Annotated in this window: 28 protein-coding genes; 2 read left to right on the top strand and 26 right to left on the bottom strand. The window is 44.7% G+C overall.

Annotation, left to right across the window (positions count from 1 at the left end):
• Window positions 1–19 precede the first annotated feature (19 nt).
• The 10 genes from KXD37_RS11360 to KXD37_RS11405 form a co-directional block, all read right to left on the bottom strand.
• Window positions 20–787 carry a ribonuclease HII gene (locus tag KXD37_RS11360; RefSeq protein ID WP_106022039.1) on the bottom strand — a complete coding sequence of 256 codons (768 nt, stop codon included), beginning with the start codon at window positions 785–787 and terminating at the stop codon, window positions 20–22.
• A gap of 70 nt (window positions 788–857) precedes the next feature.
• A complete protein-coding gene (ylqF, locus tag KXD37_RS11365) occupies window positions 858–1706 on the bottom strand; it encodes a ribosome biogenesis GTPase YlqF (protein WP_010334231.1) in 849 nt (282 codons plus the stop codon).
• A gap of 144 nt (window positions 1707–1850) precedes the next feature.
• Window positions 1851–2198 carry a 50S ribosomal protein L19 gene (gene rplS, locus KXD37_RS11370; protein ID WP_010334229.1) on the bottom strand — a complete coding sequence of 116 codons (348 nt, stop codon included), beginning with the start codon at window positions 2196–2198 and terminating at the stop codon, window positions 1851–1853.
• A 139-nt stretch (window positions 2199–2337) separates the two neighbouring features.
• The gene (gene trmD, locus KXD37_RS11375; RefSeq protein WP_263463532.1) at window positions 2338–3069 is read right to left on the bottom strand and encodes a tRNA (guanosine(37)-N1)-methyltransferase TrmD; all 732 of its coding nucleotides are present in this window, start codon (window positions 3067–3069) and stop codon (window positions 2338–2340) included.
• Window positions 3066–3590 carry a ribosome maturation factor RimM gene (gene rimM, locus KXD37_RS11380; protein ID WP_044155911.1) on the bottom strand — a complete coding sequence of 175 codons (525 nt, stop codon included), beginning with the start codon at window positions 3588–3590 and terminating at the stop codon, window positions 3066–3068. Before rimM ends, trmD begins: the two co-directional genes overlap by 4 nt.
• 4 nt (window positions 3591–3594) lie before the next feature.
• Window positions 3595–3981, bottom strand: a complete 387-nt coding sequence (locus tag KXD37_RS11385) for a YlqD family protein (protein ID WP_024121382.1) — start codon at window positions 3979–3981, stop codon at window positions 3595–3597.
• Window positions 3982–4102: 121 nt separating this feature from the next.
• The gene (locus KXD37_RS11390; protein WP_024121381.1) at window positions 4103–4348 is read right to left on the bottom strand and encodes a KH domain-containing protein; all 246 of its coding nucleotides are present in this window, start codon (window positions 4346–4348) and stop codon (window positions 4103–4105) included.
• Entirely contained in the window at window positions 4348–4620 is a 273-nt protein-coding gene (gene rpsP / locus KXD37_RS11395) for a 30S ribosomal protein S16 (protein ID WP_003220815.1), read from the bottom strand. Before rpsP ends, KXD37_RS11390 begins: the two co-directional genes overlap by 1 nt.
• A gap of 105 nt (window positions 4621–4725) precedes the next feature.
• Window positions 4726–6066: a signal recognition particle protein gene (gene ffh, locus KXD37_RS11400; protein ID WP_024121380.1), complete on the bottom strand. Its 1341-nt coding sequence runs from the start codon at window positions 6064–6066 to the stop codon at window positions 4726–4728.
• Window positions 6067–6079: 13 nt separating this feature from the next.
• Window positions 6080–6412, bottom strand: coding sequence for a putative DNA-binding protein (locus KXD37_RS11405; RefSeq protein ID WP_024121379.1), 333 nt, complete (start codon window positions 6410–6412; stop codon window positions 6080–6082).
• A 177-nt stretch (window positions 6413–6589) separates the two neighbouring features.
• On the opposite strand from KXD37_RS11405, the gene KXD37_RS11410 reads away from it, so the two are divergent.
• A complete protein-coding gene (locus KXD37_RS11410; protein WP_106020686.1) occupies window positions 6590–7075 on the top strand; it encodes an Ig-like domain-containing protein in 486 nt (161 codons plus the stop codon).
• A 39-nt stretch (window positions 7076–7114) separates the two neighbouring features.
• On the opposite strand, the gene ftsY is transcribed toward KXD37_RS11410, so the two are convergent.
• The 13 genes from ftsY to KXD37_RS11475 all read right to left on the bottom strand — a co-directional run bounded on the left by ftsY (window position 7115) and on the right by KXD37_RS11475 (window position 22172).
• Complete coding sequence (gene ftsY / locus KXD37_RS11415; RefSeq protein ID WP_101863346.1) at window positions 7115–8104, bottom strand: signal recognition particle-docking protein FtsY; 990 nt, start codon at window positions 8102–8104, stop codon at window positions 7115–7117.
• A gap of 19 nt (window positions 8105–8123) precedes the next feature.
• Window positions 8124–11684, bottom strand: coding sequence for a chromosome segregation protein SMC (gene smc / locus KXD37_RS11420; RefSeq protein ID WP_188323726.1), 3561 nt, complete (start codon window positions 11682–11684; stop codon window positions 8124–8126).
• 100 nt (window positions 11685–11784) lie between these two features.
• Entirely contained in the window at window positions 11785–12534 is a 750-nt protein-coding gene (gene rncS, locus KXD37_RS11425) for a ribonuclease III (RefSeq protein WP_010334220.1), read from the bottom strand.
• A 139-nt stretch (window positions 12535–12673) separates the two neighbouring features.
• On the bottom strand, window positions 12674–12907 hold the full coding sequence (acpP, locus tag KXD37_RS11430) for an acyl carrier protein (RefSeq protein ID WP_003154310.1): 234 nt from the start codon (window positions 12905–12907) through the stop codon (window positions 12674–12676).
• An 83-nt stretch (window positions 12908–12990) separates the two neighbouring features.
• Window positions 12991–13731: a 3-oxoacyl-[acyl-carrier-protein] reductase gene (gene fabG, locus KXD37_RS11435; protein ID WP_101863348.1), complete on the bottom strand. Its 741-nt coding sequence runs from the start codon at window positions 13729–13731 to the stop codon at window positions 12991–12993.
• Complete coding sequence (gene fabD / locus KXD37_RS11440) at window positions 13724–14677, bottom strand: ACP S-malonyltransferase (protein WP_095713824.1); 954 nt, start codon at window positions 14675–14677, stop codon at window positions 13724–13726. Before fabD ends, fabG begins: the two co-directional genes overlap by 8 nt.
• An 18-nt stretch (window positions 14678–14695) precedes the next feature.
• On the bottom strand, window positions 14696–15694 hold the full coding sequence (gene plsX, locus KXD37_RS11445) for a phosphate acyltransferase PlsX (protein ID WP_024121373.1): 999 nt from the start codon (window positions 15692–15694) through the stop codon (window positions 14696–14698).
• A 13-nt stretch (window positions 15695–15707) separates the two neighbouring features.
• Window positions 15708–16274 (bottom strand): transcription factor FapR, encoded by a 567-nt coding sequence (gene fapR, locus KXD37_RS11450; RefSeq protein WP_106020684.1) that lies wholly within the window; start codon window positions 16272–16274, stop codon window positions 15708–15710.
• Window positions 16275–16381: 107 nt separating this feature from the next.
• Window positions 16382–18430 carry an ATP-dependent DNA helicase RecG gene (gene recG / locus KXD37_RS11455; protein WP_263463533.1) on the bottom strand — a complete coding sequence of 683 codons (2049 nt, stop codon included), beginning with the start codon at window positions 18428–18430 and terminating at the stop codon, window positions 16382–16384.
• On the bottom strand, window positions 18408–19310 hold the full coding sequence (gene sdaAA / locus KXD37_RS11460; protein ID WP_024121370.1) for an L-serine ammonia-lyase, iron-sulfur-dependent, subunit alpha: 903 nt from the start codon (window positions 19308–19310) through the stop codon (window positions 18408–18410). Before sdaAA ends, recG begins: the two co-directional genes overlap by 23 nt.
• A gap of 23 nt (window positions 19311–19333) precedes the next feature.
• Window positions 19334–19996: an L-serine ammonia-lyase, iron-sulfur-dependent subunit beta gene (sdaAB, locus tag KXD37_RS11465; protein ID WP_024121369.1), complete on the bottom strand. Its 663-nt coding sequence runs from the start codon at window positions 19994–19996 to the stop codon at window positions 19334–19336.
• 139 nt (window positions 19997–20135) lie between these two features.
• The gene (locus KXD37_RS11470; RefSeq protein ID WP_254518227.1) at window positions 20136–21794 is read right to left on the bottom strand and encodes a DAK2 domain-containing protein; all 1659 of its coding nucleotides are present in this window, start codon (window positions 21792–21794) and stop codon (window positions 20136–20138) included.
• Between the two features lie 15 nt (window positions 21795–21809).
• Complete coding sequence (locus KXD37_RS11475; protein ID WP_024121367.1) at window positions 21810–22172, bottom strand: Asp23/Gls24 family envelope stress response protein; 363 nt, start codon at window positions 22170–22172, stop codon at window positions 21810–21812.
• Between the two features lie 278 nt (window positions 22173–22450).
• Here KXD37_RS11475 and rpmB point away from each other — a divergent pair, with 278 nt between their 5' ends.
• Window positions 22451–22639: a 50S ribosomal protein L28 gene (rpmB, locus tag KXD37_RS11480; RefSeq protein ID WP_003221548.1), complete on the top strand. Its 189-nt coding sequence runs from the start codon at window positions 22451–22453 to the stop codon at window positions 22637–22639.
• 71 nt (window positions 22640–22710) lie between these two features.
• On the opposite strand, the gene spoVM is transcribed toward rpmB, so the two are convergent.
• The 3 genes from spoVM to rpe all read right to left on the bottom strand — a co-directional run bounded on the left by spoVM (window position 22711) and on the right by rpe (window position 24247).
• Window positions 22711–22791, bottom strand: coding sequence for a stage V sporulation protein SpoVM (spoVM, locus tag KXD37_RS11485; RefSeq protein WP_003221545.1), 81 nt, complete (start codon window positions 22789–22791; stop codon window positions 22711–22713).
• An 83-nt stretch (window positions 22792–22874) separates the two neighbouring features.
• Entirely contained in the window at window positions 22875–23519 is a 645-nt protein-coding gene (locus KXD37_RS11490) for a thiamine diphosphokinase (RefSeq protein ID WP_101861203.1), read from the bottom strand.
• 74 nt (window positions 23520–23593) lie between these two features.
• A complete protein-coding gene (gene rpe / locus KXD37_RS11495; RefSeq protein ID WP_101861202.1) occupies window positions 23594–24247 on the bottom strand; it encodes a ribulose-phosphate 3-epimerase in 654 nt (217 codons plus the stop codon).
• Window positions 24248–24249 lie beyond the last annotated feature (2 nt).

The following is a 24249-nucleotide window of genomic DNA, read 5'->3' on the forward strand; positions in this document are numbered from 1 at the left end:
TGCCTCCTTGTCCATTAGATTATCTGTAAGATTGAACAGGAGCGAAAGTTTTCCGGTGCAAGTCGGTCGGTCCATAAGCTGCGAGCGCTTCAAGATGCTCTTTTGTCCCATAGCCTTTATTTTTTTCAAAGCCGTACTGCGGATACTTTTCGGCATATGCGCTCATCATCCGGTCTCTCGTTACTTTCGCAATACACGCACCTGCTGCGATAGACACGCTTTTGGCATCACCTTTTATAATTGAAGACTGAGACGTATCGAGCGGCAGTGTCATCGCGTCAACGAGCAAATAATCGGGTGTATCGGACAAATCGCGGATTGCTTCGACCATTGCCAATTTTGAGGCTTCATAAATATTGATCTCATCAATAACAGCTGCTTCTACAATTCCTATACCGACTGCCACAGCTTCTTTCATAATGAGATCGTAATATTCCTCACGCTTTTTTTCTGTAAGCTTTTTTGAGTCTGTGAGCCCAAGTATTTCGCATTTCTCAGGAAGGATGACTGCGCTGGCGACAACCGGCCCTGCCAATGGGCCCCGGCCTACTTCGTCTACTCCTGCAATAAAACGAAACCCCTTGTTTCTCGCAAGCCTTTCATAGGAGGTCATATTCACCCACTGTTCTTTTAGCGCTTTTTCCTTTGCGTTCTTTTTCAGCCATTGCTCTACAAGCGCTTGTACGCTTTTTCTCGGATCATTTTCACACTGGGCAAGAAATGGGTCCTGGTCATCTCTTACCTCTTGCAGACGGTCTCTAATGTCTTTTACGGTTAATGTATTCACTTTCTCTTCTCCCTTACTGTATGTATCGGTCCTGTCAGGAAAAAATAAAGACCCGCATTTCTGCGCGTCTTTACATCGTCGGCTGTTCGAATGACAGCCTCCCGAACTTTTCTGTGCGGATATCACGAATGATCACTTCAGTCGTTTTATCGTAGTTAATAAGCCCACCGCTCATGAGGCAGCCGCGTTTTTCACCTATTGCATCAAACAGCTCCGCGATGTCTTCGGGTATCTCATCGAGCCCGTAGCGTTCTTTAAGCCGTTCAGGATAATGTTCTTCGAGAAAACGGAGGCCAAACACGGCAACATCCTGAAGATTGATAATCGAGTCTTTAATAGCCCCTGTGACTGCCAGCCTCAATCCGACAAGCTCGTCCTCAAATTTAGGCCATAAAATCCCCGGAGTGTCTAAAAGCTCTAATTCTTTTCCGACTTTGACCCATTGCTGAGATGTTGTGATACCCGGTCTGTCTCCGGTTTTCGCAATGTTTTTCTTTGCCAGCCGGTTGATAAGCGTTGATTTTCCGACGTTCGGAATGCCGATGATCAGCGCCCGGATCGCTCTTGGCTTTACACCTTTTGCTCTCATCCGGTCAAATTTCTCCTGCAGGATATCTTTTGAAGCCGGAACGATTTGATTTAATCCTTGGCCATTTACAGAATTAATAGACAGAGAGCGGATTCCTTGGTTCTCAAAGTGCTCTTTCCACTGCTGTGTGACTGCCGCATCTGCTTTGTCAGCTTTATTTAACAGCATAATTCTCGGCTTATTTTTCAAGATGTCTTCAATCATTGGGTTTCTTGATGACATCGGGATTCTGGCATCTACCAGTTCATATACAATATCGATTAATTTTAATTTTTCGGTTACTTCCCGTCTTGCCTTTGCCATATGGCCAGGGAACCATTGGATTGTCATGTGACACGAACACCGCCTTTATCTTCTAAGTGTGCAAGATTCTTAGTTGTTCTTTATGTATTTTACGATGCCTGACCGGCATTTTCAAATTCTGTATAAAAAAAGAGCTTGTTACTGGTAACAAGCTCTTTTCGTTCGTTATCATTATCGTCTGATTTCTTTAATACGAGCCGCTTTTCCGCGAAGTTCACGCAGGTAGTAAAGCTTAGCACGGCGTACTTTACCGTAACGTACAACTTCGATTTTCGCGATTTTTGGTGTGTGTACAGGGAAAGTACGTTCAACGCCAACACCGTAAGAAATCTTACGAACTGTGAACGTTTCGCTGATTCCACCACCACGACGCTTAATCACAACACCTTCAAAGATCTGGATACGCTCACGGTTACCCTCAACAACTTTTACGTGTACACGTAAAGTGTCACCAGGACGGAACGTAGGAAGATCAGTACGAAGCTGTTCTTTTGTGATATCTTCAATTAGTTTTTGCATCGTTTTCAACTCCTTCCAACAGATGCTCTTGGCCTCAAAACCCGGCACAGCGGAACATCGTTTTCAAGCTTTCAACGGATAAGCCCGTTCAAGCCACAAGTAGTATCTTATCACAATTTCATAGCCTATGCAATAAAATCTATTCTTTTTCCCATTCAGAAATCCATTTTCTTTCTTGCTCTGTAAGCGGATAGTCTTTCAGAAGATCCGGGCGTCTTAAATAGGTTCTTCTGATCGATTCTTTATTCCGCCATTCTTTGATTTTAGCATGGTTTCCTGATAGAAGTGTTTCAGGCACTTTTAAACCTTTATAATCTGCCGGTCTTGTATAATGCGGATGCTCCAAGAGCCCCGTACTGAACGAATCCTCTATGTGGGAAGCCTCTTTGCCAAGCACACCCGGAAGCAGCCTGACGACACTGTCAGCAATCATCATCGCAGGCAGCTCACCGCCTGTCAGAACGAAGTCGCCAATTGATATTTCATCTGTCACCAAATGCTCGCGGATTCGCTCATCATAGCCTTCATAATGACCGCAGATAAACAGCAAATGCTCTTCCTTTGCCAATTCCTCGGCTTTTTTTTGAGTGAAACGCTCACCTTGCGGGCAGACGAGGATAACGCGCGGCGGACTGTCGGCTTTTGAGGCCAGATCCTCAACCGCGTCAAAAACAGGCTGAGGCTTCAGAACCATACCTGCTCCGCCACCGTAAGGATAATCATCCACTGTATTATGCTTGTTATCAGAATACTCCCGGAAATTGACGATCTGGAACTGCACTTCTTCTTTTTCTTGGGCTTTTTGAAGAATGGATGAACCGAGCACCCCTTCAAACATTTCAGGAAACAGCGTCAAAAAATCGATTTTCATTCGTCTATTAATCCTTCCATGAGTTGAATCTCAATTTTCTTTTCGCTGACATCAATCTGTTTAACGACTGATTCAATGTAAGGGATCAGCGCGTCTTTTTTACCTTTACGCCCGATTACCCATACATCATTGGCTCCCGGTGTTAAAATTTCTTTCACCTTTCCGATCAGTTCGCCTTCTTCGGTAAAAACTTCACAGCCGATAATTTCGTGGAAATAAAATTCTCCTTCATTCAGCTCACCCAAATCCTCTTCAGGAACTTTGATGATGGCGTTTTTCAGTTCCTCTACTTCATTCAGGCTTTGTCTTTCTTTAAACTGCAGCAGATGAAATTGCTTATGCAGCCTGTACGTGTTTACCGTTACTTCTATCGGTTCTTGGCGTCCGTCCATAAACAAATACAGCGTGTTGCCCGGCTTGTACCGTTCTTCGGCAAAATCCGTTTTTGAAATGACCCGCACCTCGCCTTTAATTCCGTGGGTATTTACAATTTTACCGACATTAAACCATCGCTTTGTCATATGATCACCTCTGGCGAATTTCAATTACTGTTCCGTCTTTTATGACGATGGTGTTTGCTGCTGTTTTCTCATGCCAGTCATCTCCGACTTCAATGGTCAGCAGCGCATCGATTTCCTTTTCTTTCATTTCACTGCCAAGCGGTAATGTATGTACTTGGGTAATTTGAAAATCGATCATTTTCATATTATCTTTTCGTTTTTCTATTGCCTTTTTAAATTGTTCAATTACATCTGGGTTCTGCTGTTCTTTTTCATGTTTTCTAAGCTGAAAATAGAGCTGGCTGCATTCTCGTTCAAGCATTTGCTTCTTTTCTGTGAAAGTAGATAAAAGCTTTTCTTTGCTGCGCTCGGTTAAGACTTGCATAACGGCTACACGGTGAATAATCTGCATCGCACCAAGCTCCCTGCTTTTAAAACTTTTTCAAGACCAGACTTTTCTATCTTGTCTTATCTTCTATCAGTTTACCCGTTTTTTGCGTGTAAAAAAAGGGGAGGTGCCGGCCCTCTCCCTTTTAGTCAAATATTTCAAATTGAACTTTCTTAGAAGACTGTGCGCCAGCTGCAAATACAGCTGTTCGAATCGCTTTTGCAGTCCGGCCTTGCTTCCCGATAACTTTACCGGTATCTGACTTATGAACAGATAAGCGCAGCGCAATCTTTTGATCGGTTTCTTCTCTTATGACCCGAATGTCATCTGGATGATCAACAAGCGGCGTCACAATCGTGACAATCAAATCTTCCAAGTGTTGATCAGTCATTACTTGCCTTGTTTAGCGTTGTGGAATTTTTCCATGATTCCTTGGCTAGAGAACAAGTTGCGAACTGTATCAGATGGTTTCGCTCCAGTTTGAAGCCATTTAAGAGCAAGCTCTTCATCGATTTTTACTTCCGCTGGTTTTGCAACCGGGTTGTAAGTGCCGACTGTTTCGATGAAACGGCCGTCACGCGGTGAACGAGAATCTGCTACAACAATACGATAGAAAGGAGATTTTTTTGCTCCCATACGTTTTAAACGAATTTTTACTGCCATTTTACTAGCACCTCCGAAAATATTTCAACAAGATAGTATATTAACAATGATAAAAGTGTTTGTAAAGTGTTTTTTCTTAACAACGGTTTTATCATGTATAACCGATTACATAAAAGGTAACTTAAATCCTTTTTTCTTTCCTTTTGACATGTTTGTCATCTGCTTCATCATTTTTTTCATTTCGTCAAACTGCTTAAGCAGACGGTTGACTTCCTGTACGGACGTCCCGCTTCCTTTCGCAATCCGCTTGCGCCGGCTGGCATTAATGATATCCGGCTGTTCTTTTTCAAGAACAGTCATCGATTTAATGATCGCTTCCACATGATTCAGCTGCTTTTCATCAACTTGAATATTTTTCAAGCCTTTCATCTTACCTGCACCCGGCATCATTTGCAGAAGCTCATCCAGAGGCCCCATGTTTCTGACCTGTCCGAGCTGCTCCAGAAAATCATCCAATGTGAAGCTCATTGTTCTCATTTTTTGTTCCAGCTCTTTGGCCTTGTCTTCATCGACGGTTGCCTGAGCTTTTTCAATCAATGTTAACACGTCACCCATGCCGAGAATCCTTGATGCCATGCGTTCAGGATGGAATGCTTCTAATGCATCAAGTTTTTCGCCTAAACCGGCGAATTTAATCGGCGTGTTTGTCACCGCACGAATGGAAAGTGCAGCACCCCCGCGCGTGTCTCCATCAAGCTTCGTTAACACAACACCGGTTAAACCGAGCTGTTCGTTAAAGCTTTTGGCTACATTCACGGCATCCTGCCCGGTCATTGAATCGACAACCAGAAAAATTTCTTCCGGATTCGCGATTTCTTTCACTTGGGTCAGTTCATCCATAAGCTCATGGTCGATATGCAAACGGCCTGCTGTATCCAAAATGACATAATCATAGTGTTCTTCCTTGGCTTTTTCGATAGCCTGCTTGGCTATTTCTACAGGGCTGACCTGATCGCCAAGGGAAAAAACAGGCATGTCGAGCTGCTTGCCTAGCGTTTCCAGCTGCTTGATTGCAGCAGGACGGTAAATATCGGCAGCAACCAGCATCGGTTTGCGATTATGCTTTTTGCGCAGCAGATTTGCAAGCTTACCGCTCGTTGTCGTTTTACCGGCACCCTGGAGACCAACCATCATAATAACAGTCGGCGGCCGCTTCGCGACGGCAATTTTGCTTTCTTCGCCGCCCATCAGCTCTGTCAGTTCCTCTTTAACGACTTTAATGACCTGCTGGCCGGGCGTCAGGCTTTTCATGACGTCTTGGCCTACAGCCCGTTCACTTACTTTTTTCACAAAATCCTTTACTACTTTAAAGTTAACGTCAGCCTCAAGCAGCGCAAGACGAACTTCACGCATCATTTCTTTTACATCTTGTTCGCTGACTTTCCCTTTTCCGCGGATTTTAGAAATCGTCTGCTGCAGTCGGTCGGCTAATCCTTCAAATGCCATAGTTTGCCGCCTCCTAATCTAATTTCTCAAGCGCTTCAATCAGAGCTGTAATTTCTTCCTCTTCTTTAGTACCGGAAGCAAGCTCCTTCAGCTTATTAAACATCTCTTTACGCTCCTGAAACTTTTTCAAAAGGAGCAGCTTTTCTTCATATTGTTCAAGCATCGCTTCTGTTCGTTTGATGTTATCATAAACAGCTTGTCTTGAAACCTCATACTCTTCGGCTATTTCGCCAAGGGAGAAATCGTCCAAATAATAAAGCGACATATAGCTCTTCTGTTTAGACGTCAACAACGACTGATAAAAATCAAACAGATAATTCATTCTCGTTGTCTTTTCGAGCGACATATGAGCTCTCCCCTTTGTTAAGTCAAATCCCTTTACGATAACTTAGTTTACATGGTTTTAATGTGAGTGTCAAGTTTTTATCTTGTCAAAGCAATGATCACTTTTTCCAATATTAACTAAAAATCTTCTAATTTATTCCGATATTGTATATGAACCCCACTTTAAAGGAGGATTCTCATGAAAAAAATCTGTTTGTTGGTTATGTTATGCTTGGCTGCCGTGTTACCATTTATTTTTCCAGCCCAGCAAGCAGCTGCAGCCGGAGCCCCTTATAGGGCCTCCATCTCAAATATTAGCACGGACGGAGGCGTGTACGGCAAAATCAATTACGGACAGGGCCAATTTTGGCGAGTCAAGTACAATATTACGATAAGCGGTACATTGCTCGACGAAAATGGAGCGCCAGTGCCAAACACACCAGTCAGCTTCGAAGCAGATACAAAAGTCGGGAATACAACACAGACAGCTGCGGGAACAACTGATGAAAACGGAAAGTTTAACGTTCCAATGTATTTAGGACCTGCTGCTGGATACTACACGTATTACACATCTGTTTCCGTTCATTACTATGACATTATTCCATTCAGGGTTTATTCAGGTGATGCGAGATTGCTATCCACTGATAACAGCCTTTATCATTTCGCCTATCAAGTGAGACGATAACAAAACAGCCCCCAATGCTTTTGGGGGCTGTCTGTCTTTTTAATCCTCCGCTTTTTCCACTAAATCTGAAAAGAGCCCGTATACGTAAGATTCAGCGTCAAACTCCTGAAGATCATCAACTTTTTCTCCTAAGCCGACTAATTTAACCGGAATATGAAGCTCGTTGCGAATCGCAAGGACAATGCCGCCTTTTGCAGTGCCGTCAAGTTTTGTTAAAGCAATCCCTGTAACGTTTGTTGCTTTCGAGAACTCCTTCGCCTGTGCCATTGCGTTTTGTCCAGTCGTGGCATCAAGGGCGAGCAGCACCTCATGAGGCGCTTCGGGCACTTCTCTTTCGATAACGCGCTTCACCTTTTCGAGCTCCTTCATCAGGTTTACCTTATTTTGAAGACGCCCTGCCGTATCACAAATCAATATATCGGCTTCTCTCGCTTTGGCAGCGTGAACAGCATCATAGATGACAGCCGCAGGATCGCTGCCGGCCGCCTGCTTAATGACAGGCACACCCGTACGTTCTCCCCATACTTCAAGCTGTTCAATCGCTCCTGCTCTGAAAGTGTCTCCGGCAGCGAGTACAACAGATTTCCCTTCTTGCTTTAGTTTATGAGCAAGCTTTCCGATCGTTGTCGTTTTGCCGACTCCATTTACGCCGACCAGGAGAATGACATTTAAACGCCCTTCCTGAATGTTCAGCTCAGAAATTTGTTCGTCTCCGCTGTTATAAATCTCCACCAGCTTTTCAGAAATAACAGACTGCACTTCCTGCGGATCTTGAATATTTCTGCGCTTCACTTCTTTCTTGAGCTCGTCTATCAGCTCCATAACCGTTGTAAAACCGACATCAGCACTGATCAGAACCTCTTCAAGCTCTTCGAAGAAGTCCTCATCAATTTTACGGTAACGGGACACGAGATCATTCACTTTATTTTGAAAGGAGTTTCTCGTCTTTTCAAGGCCGTCCTTAAACTTTTCAGATACGGAATCTGTCTGCTTTGTGATTTTCTCTTTTAATTTTTTAAAAAAACTCATCTTATAACCTCTTTCCTCGTTACTGAACGAATTCTTTTGTCTCTTCCAGCTTCACTGAGATGACCTTAGAAACACCTGATTCCGGCATTGTCACGCCGTAAAGCACATCAGCTTCCTCCATAGTGCCTTTTCTGTGGGTAATCACAATAAACTGGGTATCGGCGCTGTATTTTTTCAAATACTGCGCAAACCGGAACACATTTGCTTCGTCAAGCGCTGCTTCTACCTCGTCAAGAACACAAAACGGCACAGGGCGCACCTTTAAAATTGAGAATAAAAGCGCAATAGCAGTAAGCGCACGCTCTCCGCCAGACAAAAGGTTTAAGTTTTGCAGTTTTTTTCCCGGCGGCTGCGCGATAATTTCTACCCCGGAATGCAGCAGATCATTCGGATCGGTAAGCCTTAATTCCGCTCGTCCTCCTCCGAATAAGGAGCGGAAGACTTGATCAAAGTGTGAGCGGATTTGGACGAATGTGTCGTTAAAGCGTTTCGTCATCTCTTCGTCCATTTCCTCAATCACTTGGAACAGGGTATTTTTTGCTTCTGTTAAATCTTCTTTTTGCTCTGACAAGAATTGATAGCGTTCGTTAACCCTCTCAAACTCATCTATGCTTCCGAGGTTTACCGTTCCAAGCTCTTCTATTGCGAGTTTAATCAGCTTCACGCGCTTTCGTGCTTCCTCGGGATCTGTTTCAAGCTGGTATTTCTCTTTAGCTCCCTCAAAGGACAAGCTGTATTCTTCCCGCAAGTATTGCAGCAAATTATCAAGCTCGACTTCCATTCGGCCTAGTTTTACTTCTTCGTCTTTTAAGAGCGTTGTTTTTTGTTTATACAGGCGCTTCATTTCTTTCAGCTCGCGCTCATACGTATCAAGCCCCTGCTGAAGTTTGATCCTCTGGTCACGCCTTAACGCAATCAATTCAATTGTTTTTGTTTTGTCATTCAATTTATGTTTCGCGGCCTCTTCCAGTTTTTCTTCGCCGCTTGTGCTTGATGACATTTCTGACGTTAAGAAGCTTAGGTCCTCTTTCGTCTCTTTTAAAGCAAGCTCTGTTTCTTGGAGCTCTTTCTTTAATCTAGCGAGGTTGTCCTCTTCGCTCTTACATGCTTGCTCTTTTTTCGCTGCTGCGATCTTCAGCTCAGTCAGCTCATTGGAGAGAGACTCTTTTGTAGAGGACTGTGTCTGTTTTTGTTTTGTCAGTCTATCAATATTCTCTTCAAGCTGTTTCATCTTTTCGGATACGGAAGAAAGCTTTTCTTCCAGCTCGCGTTTGCGCGCTTTCTTCTCTTGATCGCTTTCTGACAGAGCTGATTTTTCCTGATCATAGAGCTCTAAGTGAGTATTGATATTCTTCTCAGCGACTTGAAGCTCATACAGCTGGCCTTTCACATCCTGCTGCTTTACTCTTAAGCCTTCCCCGGCCTCTCTTAATTCAGCCAGTTTTTTCTCCATCTCCTGAATGGATTGCTTAAGGGTTTTGACCTCTTGTTCAAGCTGCGCTGTTTTTTCTTCCATCTCAGCGAGCCGCTGGGTGACATCCTCTAGTTCCCGGCTTCTTCCTAGCAGGGAGTTGTTTTTCTTTTTAACGGCGCCCCCCGTCATTGAACCTCCAGGATTCACGACATCGCCCTCGAGAGTAACAATACGGTAACGGTGTCCAAGCAGCTTCGCAAGCTCATTTGCGCCTTTTAAATGCTCTGTAATCAGAACGGTGCCAAGCAGGTTTTGAATGATACGGCGATACGCCGGATCAAATGTGACAAGATCACTGGCAACCCCGAGAAATGACGGGTGCTGCTCCGCAGTTGCCGCGTCTCTGCTTTGAAGCTGACGGTCTTTGATGACAGAAAGCGGCAGAAATGTCGCCCGGCCGAACGAATTTTGTTTCAAATATTGAATCGCTTTACGTGCGGACTGTTCATCATCGGTCACGACATGCTGTGCTGAAGCTCCGAGTGCGATTTCAATGGCCGTTTCATACATTTGTTCTGTTGAAATCAGCTCAAGGACTGCCCCGCGAATACCGCCAAGCCGCTCTTTCGCTTTCAGCACCTCTTTAACACCTTGATAAAAGCCGGAGAAATCTCCCTGCATCGTCTCAAGCATGTCTTTTTTCGATCTCGCCTGCTGGACGTATTGGTATGCTTGGTAAAGAGCAGATTCATTTTTCTCAAATTGACGCTTTTTCTGCTCGTATTTGACCTGCATTTCACGATACGCGCCGACTTGGCTGTGAATCTCCTGCTCTATGCGCGCAAACTCGGTTTCACACGCAGCTTTTTGGGCGGAAATATCGCGCCGTTCCTGCAGATGCTTTTCATTATTATCAGCTAGCCTCTGCTGGGTAACGGCTGATTGGGACATCTGGTCATCAAGCAGCTGGAGCTCATTGCGAATCGACGCCTGGCTGTTTAACAGCTCAAAGTAATCGCTTTTCAGCTGTTCAATTTTCTCTTCGACATTTTCATTATGAAGACTGAGAGCCTGCTGCTTTTCCTTCACCTGTGCTTTTAAATCTTTCACTTCTGTCTGAAGCGTTTCGAAAACAGCTTCCTGCTTCGCAAGATCTTCTTTCAGCACAGCTTCTTTTTGCTGAAACTGTACGATGGCTTCTTCAAGCTGCTCTCGGTTTTGCACAGCGTTTTTTTTGCGTTCTTTCAGTACTTCTTTGCGCCCTTCCAGCTTTTCAAGCTCCTCACTTGTCACAAGTAAGACTTGCTGGAGCTCGTCCACTGATTCATCGAGGGCTTGAATTTTGTCTCGAGCATCTTCAATTTTCGCTTCTTTTGCTGAAATAGCAGACGATTCAGCAAGCTCTTCTTCCTTAGCGGCTTGCACTTTCTCCTGAAGGCTTGACCATTTGGCGTGCAGCTCTTCAATATCGTAAGCGGTCAGCGCAATTTCAACGTGCTCAAGCTCTTTCTTTTTCTCCAGGTAGTCTTTCGCGATTGAGGCCTGTATTTTAAGAGGTTCAACCTGGCCTTCCAGCTCATGTAATATATCTTCTACCCGGTTTAAATTATCCTGGGTTTCAAACAGCTTGTTTTCTGCTTTTTTCTTTCTCGTTTTGTATTTGAGCACCCCTGCTGCTTCTTCAAAGATACTGCGGCGATCCTCCGCTTTGCTGCTCAGGATTTCTTCCACTTTCCCTTGGCTGATAATCGAAAATGCTTCTTTTCCAAGTCCTGAGTCCATAAATAAATCAATAATATCTTTTAAGCGGCACGGCTGATTGTTAATTAAAAATTCACTCTCGCCAGATCTGTACACACGTCTTGTGACACTGACCTCATGGAAGTCAATCGGCAAAAAATGATCGTCATTATCAAGCGTAAGTGTAACTTCGGCAAGATTTAACCGTTTTCTCGAATCACTGCCGGCAAAAATAATATCTTCCATTTTCCCGCCGCGAAGGGAACGTGCAGATTGTTCTCCAAGAACCCAGCGAATAGCGTCTGTGATATTGCTTTTTCCGCTTCCGTTCGGGCCGACAACCGCAGTGACGCCTTTTACAAAATCAACGGAAATCCGTTCTGCAAATGATTTAAATCCTATAACGTCTAAACGTTTGAGGAACATAGCGATCCTCCTTATGTAATAAGTATTTCAATTTTATCATAAACATGGATGAAATAAGACGGCAAACATACTGAAATCCCCCTTATAACTTAGGGGGATTTTATTGTTTCGTATGGTGTTTTTGCAATTTAGCTAGAGCTTCCTGAGCAGCGTGCTGTTCGGCTTCTTTCTTTGAACGGCCGTTTCCGACTCCGAGTGGTTCACCTTTTAGAGATACGATGGCTTCGAATTCACGGTTATGGGCAGGTCCTTTTTCGTTGGATATTTTATACTCCAGCGAGCCCTTGCCGTCCCGCTGCACGTATTCCTGCAGCTGGCTTTTAAAATCCATCACATGAGAAAAAGCACCATCGTTTATTTTAGGGAACACATAGACTTTTAAGAAACTTTCGACCGGCTCTAATCCCTGGTCAAGATACAAGGCTCCGATAAATGCTTCGAAGACATCCGCCAAAAGTGCAGGGCGTTTTCTGCCGCCCGTCATTTCCTCGCCTTTCCCTAATAGGACAAGATCGCCGAATGACAGTTCGTGAGCCAATGAAACGAGAGACGGTTCGCATACAATCGCGGCTCTCAATTTCGTCAAATCTCCTTCACTCATAGCCGGATACTTGGCAAATAAGAATCTGGAGATCGTCAGTTCCAAAACAGCGTCACCTAAAAATTCAAGCCTTTCATTATCTTCATACGGCTTTTTCCGATGCTCATTCACATAAGATGAATGTGTAAATGCTTGATACAAAAGCTTTTCATTTTGAAAGTGAACCGAGATCCGTTCTTGAAACTCTTTAAATTGTTCTATTTTTTTATAGAACTTTTTCTTATCTTTATAATGTGAGTGTTTTGACATAGTAACCTCCATAGGCACATCAGGTTCACCGCGCTTCTCTGACTAAACCGGATACAGCGCGCGTAAAAGCGGCATGCTGTAATAACTGCACGAATAAAGGGCTAAAGCCCCGCGTTTCGGCGGGACTTTTAGCATCAGCTTATTGCTGGTTTTGTATGTAGTTCACAGCGTCGCCGACTGTTGCAATCTTTTCAGCATCTTCGTCAGAAATTTCCATATCAAACTCGTCTTCAAGTTCCATAACAAGCTCAACTACATCCAGGGAATCAGCACCTAAGTCTTCCTTGAAAGAAGCTTCAAGTTTGACGTCTGCTTCATCAACGCCAAGGCGATCTACGATGATTTTCGTTACACGCTCTAATGTATCTGCCATAGCAATTCACCTCCCCTCAAGTATTATAGTGGATTCGTTTTTAAAAAACTAGAGTAACTATGATGAAATTTTCGAGAAAAAACTTACATTACCATTCCGCCGTCAATATGAAGCGTCTGGCCTGTCATGTAACGCGCTCCCTCTGAAGCAAGAAACGTGACGACGCTGCTGACATCGCCGGGATCGCCAAAGCGAGCGAGCGGAATTTGTTTCAGCATTTCATCTTGAACGTCTTTAGCAAGTTTATCTGTCATATCAGTTGAGATAAATCCAGGCGCAATCGCATTAACTGTGATGTTGCGGCTTGCGAGCTCTTTAGCTGAAGATTTTGTTAAGCCGATCACACCTGCTTTTGCAGCCACGTAGTTGGCTTGTCCAGGATTTCCGCTGACGCCGACGATAGACGATACGTTAATAATCCGGCCTGAACGCTGCTTCATCATTTGTCTTGTGACAGCTTTCGTGCAGTTGAAAACACCCTTCAGGTTAATGTTAATGACATCATCCCACTCATCTTCTTTCATCCTCATGATGAGATTGTCTTTTGTAATTCCGGCGTTGTTCACTAGAATGTCAATCGTAGAGAAAACAGAAATCGCTTCTTTTATCATGTTTTGTACATCTTCAAGATTTGATACATCGGCTTTGACAGCAATCGCTTTTCTGCCCATTGATTTGATTTCATCTACGACTTCATTTGCTTTCGCTTCGCTGCCTGAGTAGTTAACGACAACGTTTGCACCGTTTTTGGCCAAGTCAAGGGCGATTGAACGGCCGATTCCGCGGGATGCGCCAGTGACAACAGCTGTTTTTTCATTAAGCATTCTCATTCTCCTCCTTAAGCGTTTGAATTGCCAGTTCAATCGTTTCCGGGTCTGATACGGCAATGGTTTTTAAGCGTCTGTTTACTTTTTTCACAAGGCCTGAAAGCACTTTGCCGGGACCGATTTCAATAAACGTCGTAACACCCTCTGCGATCAGCTTGTTAACAGTTTCCTCAAAACGAACCGGGGAGTACAGCTGCTCAATGAGTTTCTCTTTAATGTCTGCCTTATCTGTCATCACATCTGCAGAAACATTTGAGATCACCGGCACGTCTGCGTCTTTCAGTTCACAGGAGTCCAAGACTTCCTTCAGCTTATCAGCAGCAGGCTTCATCAGTTCAGAATGGAACGGACCGCTTACGTCAAGCGGAATCGCACGTTTAGCACCGTTCTCTTTTGCCTGTTCAGATGCAAGCTCTACTCCTTTTGCCGTTCCGGAAATAACGATTTGTCCGGGACAGTTGAGGTTGGCAAGCTGCACAAGGTGGCCATCCTCAGTGACTTTATCGGTTACTTGTTTCAATGCGTCGGCATCCATGCCGAGAATGGCAGCCATCGCTCCTTCTCCGGCCGGCACCGCTTCGTTCATGAACTCACCGCGTTTTCTGACAGTATAAACAGCGTCTTTAAAGCTCATTGCGCCAGCCGCCACCAGTGCAGAATATTCTCCAAGGCTGTGTCCGGCTGTGAAATCAGGTGTAATGCCTGATTCTTTAAATTTTTCAAGCACAGCCATGCTAGTCGTCAGCAAAGCAGGCTGCGCATTGTATGTAAGGGTTAATTCTTTGGCATCACCTTCAAAAATCAGTGAGCTGAGCTTTGTTTCCAATGTTTCGTCCGCTTCATCGAACAGACGTTTTGCAGCTGGAACCTGATCATAAAGCTCTTTCCCCATGCCGATAAATTGAGATCCCTGACCAGGGAATAAAAATGCAATCTTACTCATGATGTAAAAACCTCCAGACTATTCATCTGTTTTTTCTTCTTTTACTTCTTCCTGAATGAGCGCAGCCATGTTTTGGCTGACCATCTCTCTGGCTTGGCGGATCGCATGGTAAACCGCACGGGCATCAGAAGAGCCGTGTGCCTTGATTACCGGCGCTTTCAAACCGAAAAGACTTGCTCCGCCGTATTCGGAATAATCCATTTTCATTTTCATTTCCTTCATCTTCGGCTTCAGCACAGCGGCCGCAAGCTTAGATGTAAAGTTTGACGTGAGCGCTTCTTTCATCATTTTAAAAATGGACATCGCAGAGCCTTCAAGCGTTTTGAGTGTAACATTCCCGGTAAATCCGTCCGTTACTACGACATCTGCTACATCGTCTAAAAGGTCCCGTGCTTCCACGTTTCCGATAAAGTTGATGTTTGCCTCTTTTAATAATTGGAACGTCTGCTTCGTCAATTCGTTTCCTTTTTTATCTTCTGTTCCGACATTCAAAAGTCCGACTCTCGGTGAAGTCACGCCTCGGACTTGCTGGGAATAAACAGAACCCATAATGGCGTATTGAACGAGATGCTCAGGCTTGGCATCTACATTGGCGCCGACATCAAGGAGCAGAAATCCGCCGCCTGATACAGTCGGCAGTGTCGGTGCAAGCGCAGGGCGGTCAATTCCTTTAATTCTTCCCACAATAAACAGGCCGGCTGTCATTAGCGCGCCGGTATTTCCTGCTGAAATGCAGGCGTCAGCTCTGCCTTCTGCAACTTCCTGCGCCATCAGGACCATAGAGGAGTTCTTTTTTCTCCGCACGGCGCGGACCGGTTCGTCCGTAGGCTCAATCACTTCATCTGCGTGCAGCACCGTGATGCGGTCTGATGATGTTGTTAAATACGATTCTATTGTTGTCTTGTCACCGACAAGTGTAATATGAAGATCATCAAATGACTCTATACCCTTCATAACTCCGTCAATAACAGCTTTGGGAGCGTGGTCTCCTCCCATTGCATCTACAGCTATTCTCATGCATGCTCCACCTTTATGAATGTTTTGAACGGTACATGTCAAAGCGTCCAGAAAAAACAATTTCCTCTGCAACATAGCTGTTTACTTCGACAACCGTTCTTCCTTTTTCTTTCTCAACCGCCGTCACTTTCGCTTTCGCAACGACGCGCTCACCCTGCTTTACCTGCCTGGTAAAGCGGATATCTGCACTTGCAGTCAGCGCCAGTTCGTCATCTATAATTGCAACGGCCAAAGAATTCGCCTGAGCAAATAAATGATGTCCTCTTGCAATCTGATTCCGGCTGAATACATGCTCCTGTTTTATTTCTAAAATAGAAATCGCCTGATCATCCAGCTCAAGGTCAATAATTTCTCCGATGACTTCGTCTAGTGACAGGGACTTCACTTCATCTTCAAGCGTTTTCTCTGCCACGTTCTTAATTCTTTCTCTCAGCTCCGGTATGGAAAGCTCCAAGCGGTCCAAACGAATCGTCTGAATGCTTACTCCGAATTTTCCCGCTAATTCTTCATCTGTAATAAATGGGGTTGCTTTGATCGTCTGCTGAAGTAATTCCTGGCGTTCTTTCTTATTTCTTCTCATATCTAAACACCATCCGGCAAATTAAGACTAGGTACTAATAGTAGTATATAATTTCATAGATTGGAATGCAATGATTGTTTCTGGCTGAACACCAAAAACTTCTTACCTCAGCTCAATTTTTCCCCGTCCATGACTCCGCTTTTCAGCAAATGCTCTCTTAGCGCCCCATATTCAGGGTCGTTCCAGAACGCTTCCGAAGCCACCAGATTTGCAGCGTCCTGCCTTGCCGTTTCAAGCGCTCTGTAATCATGAACCATGTCCGCCACCTTAAAATCAGGCATTCCGCTTTGTTTTTTTCCAAAGAAATCTCCCGGGCCTCTCAGTTCCAAATCCTTTTCAGACAGTTCAAAGCCGTTATTGGTTTCCGACATGATTCTCATCCGTTCTTTTCCTGTTTCTGATTTCGGATCAGCCATAAGAATGCAGTAGGACTGGTGCTCGCCGCGGCCTACACGGCCGCGCAGCTGGTGAAGCTGGGACAAACCAAAGCGATCGGCGTCGTAAATGACCATAATCGTTGCATTCGGGACATTCACTCCGACTTCAACAACAGTGGTTGATACGAGAATTTGACACGTATTCGCGCTGAATTCCCTCATCACCTGATCTTTTTCATCGGAATGCAGTTTTCCGTGCATAAGACCGACGTTCCATTTTCCACGGAAAACCTCAGAAAGCATATTGTATACATCTATAGCGTTTTGCACATCAAGCTTGTCTGATTCTTCGATCAGCGGACAGATAATATACGCCTGTCTGCCCTGCTTTAATTCTTTTTCGACGAATGCCAGAATGCGGTCCAGCATGTCATGTTTCACCCAATAAGTCTCGATTTGTTTTCGCCCCGCCGGCATCTCATCAATGACGGAGACATCCATTTCACCGAAAACAGTAATCGCCAGGGTTCTCGGAATCGGAGTGGCTGTCATAAAGAGAACATCGGGATCCTGCCCTTTGTTCCGAAGCTTCTTCCGCTGTTCAACTCCAAATCGGTGCTGCTCATCCGTGATGACAAGACTTAGCGCTTTAAACTCGACCTCATCCTGGATTAAAGCATGGGTTCCTACAAGAATATCAATCTCTCCCGCAGCAAGCCGCTCAAGCAATTCCCTTCGGCGCTTCCCTTTTACAGAGCTTGTCAGAAGGGCAACATTGACATCCCACTTTTCAAACAGTGAAACAAGGGAATCAGCATGCTGTTCAGCAAGAATTTCTGTCGGAACCATAAGCGCTCCCTGATATCCGGATAAAATGGCCGCATAAAGCGCGATGGCAGCGACTGCCGTTTTTCCTGATCCGACGTCTCCTTGAAGAAGACGGTTCATTCTGTATGGGGAGGACATGTCTGCTGTTATTTCGCGGAGCACGCGGGACTGGGCGTTGGTGAGAGGAAATGGGAGGCTTTTGACAAATGTCATGAGTTCTTCGTTTGAAAAACGCTGCCGTATCCCTTGTGACTGCTCTCTTTCCGCCTTTCGGAACGCCTGCATTTTCAACTGAAATAATAAAAATTCTTCGTAAACGAATCGGCGTCTGGCCAGCTTTAATGCTTCTCTTGTTTCTGGCTGGTGCATCGCTTTTAACGCTTGATGATAGTCCGGCAGCTTATAGCGAACTTTAAGATTTTCCGGGAGAGGATCAGGTATTGAGTCCGCATATTGGGTCAGCCCGTGCTGAATAAAACGTCTCATCATTTTGACGGTGACATTTTCTTTCACGGAATAAACTGGTTCAATGCTTTTATCCTCTTGATGCGGCCCATTTTTTAATTCCTGAACGGAAATGGTCTGACGGTGCTTGTCCCATTTACCGGAAATCGTCACAACAGAGCCCAGCGAAAGCTTTTTCTTTAAATAAGGACGGTTAAAACAAATGGCAGTGATTAAATAATGGCCGACAAGAAGGCGAAATGTCAGCCTGTTTCGTTTTTTTCCGTAATAGGTAAGAGAAGGCTCTGAATGAACCTTCCCTTCAACTGTGACTCTTTCATCATGCTGCACTTCTTCTAAATCCCTCAGCTCGTAGTCATCATAGCGATATGGGAAATAATTCAGAAGATCAGAAATGTCATAAATACCGAGTTCATTTAATGTTTTTTCTGTTTCCGGCCCAATGCCCTTAATGTAGGCTATACTAGTTTGCTGATGTTGTTTCACTTGAACCCAGCGCTCCTCCGAATATTTTTTTCTCTAATTCTCTTCCCGTCGGTGTGGCCGCTAAACCGCCCTGGCCTGTTTCTCTAAGGGCAGTGGGCATCGTTTGGCCGATTTTATACATCGCATCGATGACCTCGTCACATGGAATCCGGCTTGTAATGCCTGCTAATGCCATATCAGCAGCAATCATCGCGTTTGATGCGCCCATTGCATTCCGCTTCACACAAGGCACTTCAACAAGGCCCGCAACAGGATCACACACAAGGCCGAGCATATTTTTTAATGTAATGGCCATGGCCTCCGCACTTTGCTCAGGTGTTCCGCCTGCCATTTCAACAATTGCCGCAGCTGCCATGCCCGAGGCAGATCCTACCTCTGCCTGACACCCGCCGGCAGCACCGGAAATACTTGCATTATTTGCTACGACAAATCCGAAAGCTCCGGCCGTAAATAAAAAGCGGATCATTTGTTCTCTTGTCGGGTTCAGTTTTTCTTTCACGGCAAATAACGTACCCGGCACTACACCTGCAGATCCGGCTGTCGGTGTCGCACAGATTGTTCCCATGGCGGCATTCACTTCATTTGTTGCCACAGCTTTCGATACCGCGTCTAAAATCAGCGCTCCCGACAGGCTTTTTCCAGATCGAATGTAGGCCTGTAATTTAACGGCATCCCCGCCTGTTAAGCCCGTTTGACTCGTAACCCCTTCAAGCCCTTTCTGAACCGCCGCTTCCATAACAGTCAGATTGTGATCCATCTGCTGAAAAATTTCTTCTTTTGTTTTTTCTGTTACTTCCATCTCTTGAGCGATCATGATGTCAGAGATGGACATTTGCTTTTCTTTCGTTATCTCAATTAATTCTTTTACATTACGAAACATAACTGGCTCCTCCTGACCCTTCGCTAGTCAGCAATCTTTGTCACTTGAATAATGTTCGGCAGCTTCGACAGCTCATCGAGAACATCATCGTCAATATTTTGATCCACTTCTATTGTCATCAGCGCAAGCTGACCAATATCCTTGCGGGCGACTTCCATATGGCCGACGTTGATTGAGAATTTCGCAAGGACATTGGCAACTCCTGCAATAGTGCCAAACTTGTCATTATGGACAACTAGAATGGCAGGGTGGTTTCCAGACAGACGGAGCTCAAAGCCGTTTAATTCTGTGATTTCAATTTTTCCTCCGCCTATCGAAATTCCCGTCAGTTCAAGTTCTCCCTTTTCATCAGAAATGCTGATTCGAGCTGTGTTCGGGTGAACCGGAACAGCGTCTTCGACTCGAAACTCTATATCAATTCCTTTATCTTCTGCAATTTGTATAGCGGTTTTAATCCGTTCGTCAAATGTATCAAAATCGAGCAGACCGCCGATGATTGCCACATCTGTGCCGTGACCCTTATATGTTTCAGCAAAAGAGCCGTAAAAGGACACAACGATGCGCTCAGGCTCTCTGCCAAATAAACTTCTGGCCACTCTCCCAATTCTCGCCGCTCCTGCTGTATGCGAACTGGACGGACCGATCATAACCGGGCCGATAATATCAAAAACGCTTCTGTATTTCATGCTATTCCTCCTTATGAATCAGAGCTTATAAGCGGCTTTGCTTCTAGACTAATTGATCGGATATAAAATGGCAAGCGGGCGCGTTACAGCGCTGCCGCACTTAAAAGCAGACATAAGAATAGAAGGGCGAATCGCCCTTCTATTCTGCAGAAACTATATACGAATACAGCGGCTGTTTTCCGTTGTGGATTTCAACCTCAATCTCTTCGTACTTGTCGTTGAGAAACGCTTCAAGCTCTTCAGCTTCTTCTTGAGACGCATCCTCTCCATAAAGAATGGTGACAATTTCGTCCTCTTCTCCGATCATCTCTGACAAGAGCATTTTTGCAGCACCCAGCTGATCTTCAGCACTGCCGATAATCGTTCCATTCAGAATTCCCATAAAGTCGCCTTTTTTTATGTCTTGTCCGTCAATATGAGTATCCCTGACTGAGTATGTCACCTGTCCGCTTTTTACTTGCTGAATGGCACTTAGCATATTGGCTTCATTTGCTTCAGGCTCTTGATCCGGATTAAATGCCAGCAGCGCTGACATCCCTTGCGGAACCGTTTTGGCAGGAATGACAAAAACTTTATCGCCTATCACACTTGCGGCTTGATTGGCAGCCATGATAATGTTGGAGTTATTCGGTAAGATAAACACAGTGTCTGCATTTACAGATCTTACAGCATCGACAATATCCTCAGTGCTTGGATTCATCGTCTGGCCGCCTTCAATCACAACGGAAGCGCCAATGCTTTTGAATAAATCAGAAATGCCTTCTCCCATCGCAACAGTCACAATGCCGTACGGCTGCTTTGCCGTTTTCTCGCTGTGAGCAGGCTCGCTGTCCTGGCTGATGATGGAAGTGTGCTGCTCTCTCATGTTTTCAATTTTGATTTTTATTAATTCACCGTAATTTTGAGCGTAGTTTAACACGTTTCCCGGCTCTTCAGCATGAATATGAACCTTCGCCAGAGACTCGTCTGCAATAACCAAAAGAGAATCACCAAATTGGCTGAGGTCATTTCTGAATGTGCCTTCATCAAATTCTCTTTTATTCTGATCGAGCCTTACCATCACTTCTGTACAGAAACCGAATTCAATATCATCTGTATTCATCATGCTCTGCGCGCTCTTATGATGCTCTGCGCTGACCATGTCATCAAGTGACGGAAGAACGGTTTTCTCAGGAACGGTCTCTCCTTTTAATGAAGCGAGGAAACCTTCATACACACAAAGCAGGCCTTTGCCTCCGCTGTCAACGACTCCTACTTCCTTCAGGACAGGCAGCAATTCCGGTGTCCGGTTTAAGGATGCCTCAGCTTCATTTGTCACCGATGTCATCAGCGCAATGATATCGGTTTCTTTTTCCGCCAGGGCCACCGCTTGTTTCGCAGCATCTTTTGCAACTGTTAAGATGGTGCCCTCCACAGGCTTCATGACTGCTTTGTAAGCCATATCGACACCCGCTTGCAGCGCGGCGGCAAACTCTTTTGCATTAATTTCTTTTTTTGTTTCAATGCTTTTACTGAATCCTCGGAACAATTGGGACAGGATGACTCCAGAATTCCCTCTTGCCCCCATGAGCAATCCTTTAGATAACGCGGAGCCCACTTTACCGATATCAGTTGTCTCCAAATGCTCCACTTCTCTTGCCCCGGAAGTCATTGACAGGTTCATGTTTGTTCCCGTATCACCGTCCGGCACCGGAAACACGTTGAGCGCGTCAACCGCACTCGCGTTTTGCGACAGATTCTGTGCACCTGCAAGAATCATCTCGGCAAAGGTTCTGCCGTCTAATGTTCTGATAGACAATCCTACTCCTCCTAACTACGGGTTCGTCACTCGTACGCCTTGGACATAAATATTGACAGAGTCCACTGCAAGTCCGACTGTTTGATTTACTGTGTACTTTACTTTTGTTTGGACGTTATGTGCCACTTCAGAAATTTTTGTGCCGTAGCTGACAATGATATACATGTCAATATGTATCTGTTCTGCTTCTTGGCGAACTTGAACACCTCTGCTGAAATTCTCTTTCCGAAGGATTTCAGTCAGTCCGTCTTTAATTTGGTTTTTAGAGGCCATTCCAACGATGCCGTAACAGTCAATCGCAGCGCCGCCGGCAACCATTGCAATGACTTCATTCGATATATCAATCTGCCCGTATTTCGTTCTTAATTCAATGGACACACTAGTTCCTCCTTCGAATGCATAGAGTTACAGCTATTCTACTATATGAATTCCATTATGAAAAGAAAAGACGCGACAAACGCTGCACGTCTCTTTACATATACTATAGCGCCGCTGTTTGCGCAAGATGTCAAGTGAATTTTCTTGAAAGATGATGAAACAATAGTTGCAAACGTTTTTTAGCTGTGGTAAATTATTTAAAGTATCCATATCGAAAGCATCTAAGAACATATGAAAGTGAAAAAGTAGATGTTTTGTGCAAGTGAGGAGGGAAACAAATGGCACGTAAATGCGTTATCACAGGTAAAAAAACAACAGCTGGGAATAACCGTTCTCACGCAATGAACGCTTCTAAGCGCACTTGGGGCGCGAATCTTCAAAAGGTTCGTATCCTTGTGAACGGAAAACCTAAAAAAGTATATGTATCTGCTCGAGCTTTGAAATCCGGTAAAGTTGAGCGTGTATAACAAAATGAACGCCTGCCCTGATATGTGGCAGGCGTTTTTATGTGGTGAAAGGGGGCTTGAACCCCTGGGCTTTAATCTTTTCTAAATGAGCCCAGCATCGCCCGGACAATTCCTCCTAAAAACTTCGGCAATTTAATGGTGTAAAATTTCATTTTTGTCCCCTCCTATAAGTCCCGTAACCGCCTGTTCATCGCTTTAAGGTTCATTAATTTCAACAAATGAGTGAAAGCAGAAGCTAATCCGTGCTTCTTATCATTATTAATATGCCTTTCGCAAACGAAAAAGTACCTCGTGAATGAATGAGTTCGTTACTAATACATAGTGTTGAACCAAGCGTAATATGACACTTATTTAGCGGATATTTAAAACCGATGAGAGTCAGCTCATCCACTTCTTCTGTAAATGGGATGAAGGAGATATACCGTTTGTTTTGATCGATAAGAAGAGAATATTCGCCTGGAGAGAACATCTGAATATCATTCTGTTTGTCTATAAGCTTCATTTTCGAATTTGTTTTTACTCCCCTGTACAGCAGCTGAATATTTCCTAAAAAGTGATCTGCTCTGCCTCCCGTAATACCGAAGATCTGAATGACATCCGGCTGCTTTTCCAGGGCCCAATCAAGAGCGAGGTCTAAATCAGTTTGATCTTTTTCTGCCTGGTACACATGGAGAGCGGGCGCGGCTTTTTCGATTTGCCGGCGTTCCTGCTCCGTAATGCTGTCAAAATCTCCGAAAGCTTCATCAGGAATGATGCCGGCATCTAAAAGCGTGACTGTGCCCTTGTCAACCCCGACCCAGATCGTGTGATCAGCCGTATAACCAGTCAGGTCAGGGATCAAATCTTTTGGGCCTCCCGCAACGATATTGATTTTTCTCATCTCTTTTTCCTTTCTGCTTCTGGGTACAGGAAAAAGAGCTCGGGCTAAATACGCCCGGCTCTTTCTCCTGCTGCTTATTTGCTTCCTCTTATCTCAGAAATAGCTTTTTCGCGGTCAGTTTGGCCATAAACAGCAGAACCGGCAACAAGTAAATTTGCGCCCGCTTCGATGACTAGCGGGGCTGTTTCTTTGTTGACGCCGCCGTCTACTTCAATTAGCAGATCATGTTTCCCTTTTTCCTCTGCCATTCGTTTCACTTCTTTTATTTTCGGAAGAACAGAATGAATAAATTTCTGTCCGCCAAATCCAGGGTTCACCGTCATTAAGAGAACGAGATCAAGTTCTTCAAAAATATGCTCAATTACTTGAACAGGTGTATGCGGATTCAGGACAACGCCAGCTTTTACACCCTGCTCTTTCATAAGCTGGATTGTCCGGTGAAGGTGCGGACAGGCTTCGGCATGTACAGACAGGATATCTGCTCCAGCTTTTGCGAAAGCCGGGATATAACGATCCGGCTCTTCAATCATTAAATGTACATCCAGGGGCAGTTTCGTCACCGGACGAATGGCTTCTACAATCAGCGGCCCAATCGTAATATTCGGGACAAAATGGCCGTCCATGACATCAACATGAATGTAATCGGCTCCGCCTTTTTCTACATCTTGAATCTCTTTGCCTAAAGCGGCAAAATCAGCTGAAAGAATAGAAGGTGCAATCTTTACCATGA

Source organism: Bacillus sp. XT-2 (genome assembly GCF_025696525.1).
Lineage (GTDB): Bacteria > Bacillota > Bacilli > Bacillales > Bacillaceae > Bacillus > Bacillus halotolerans.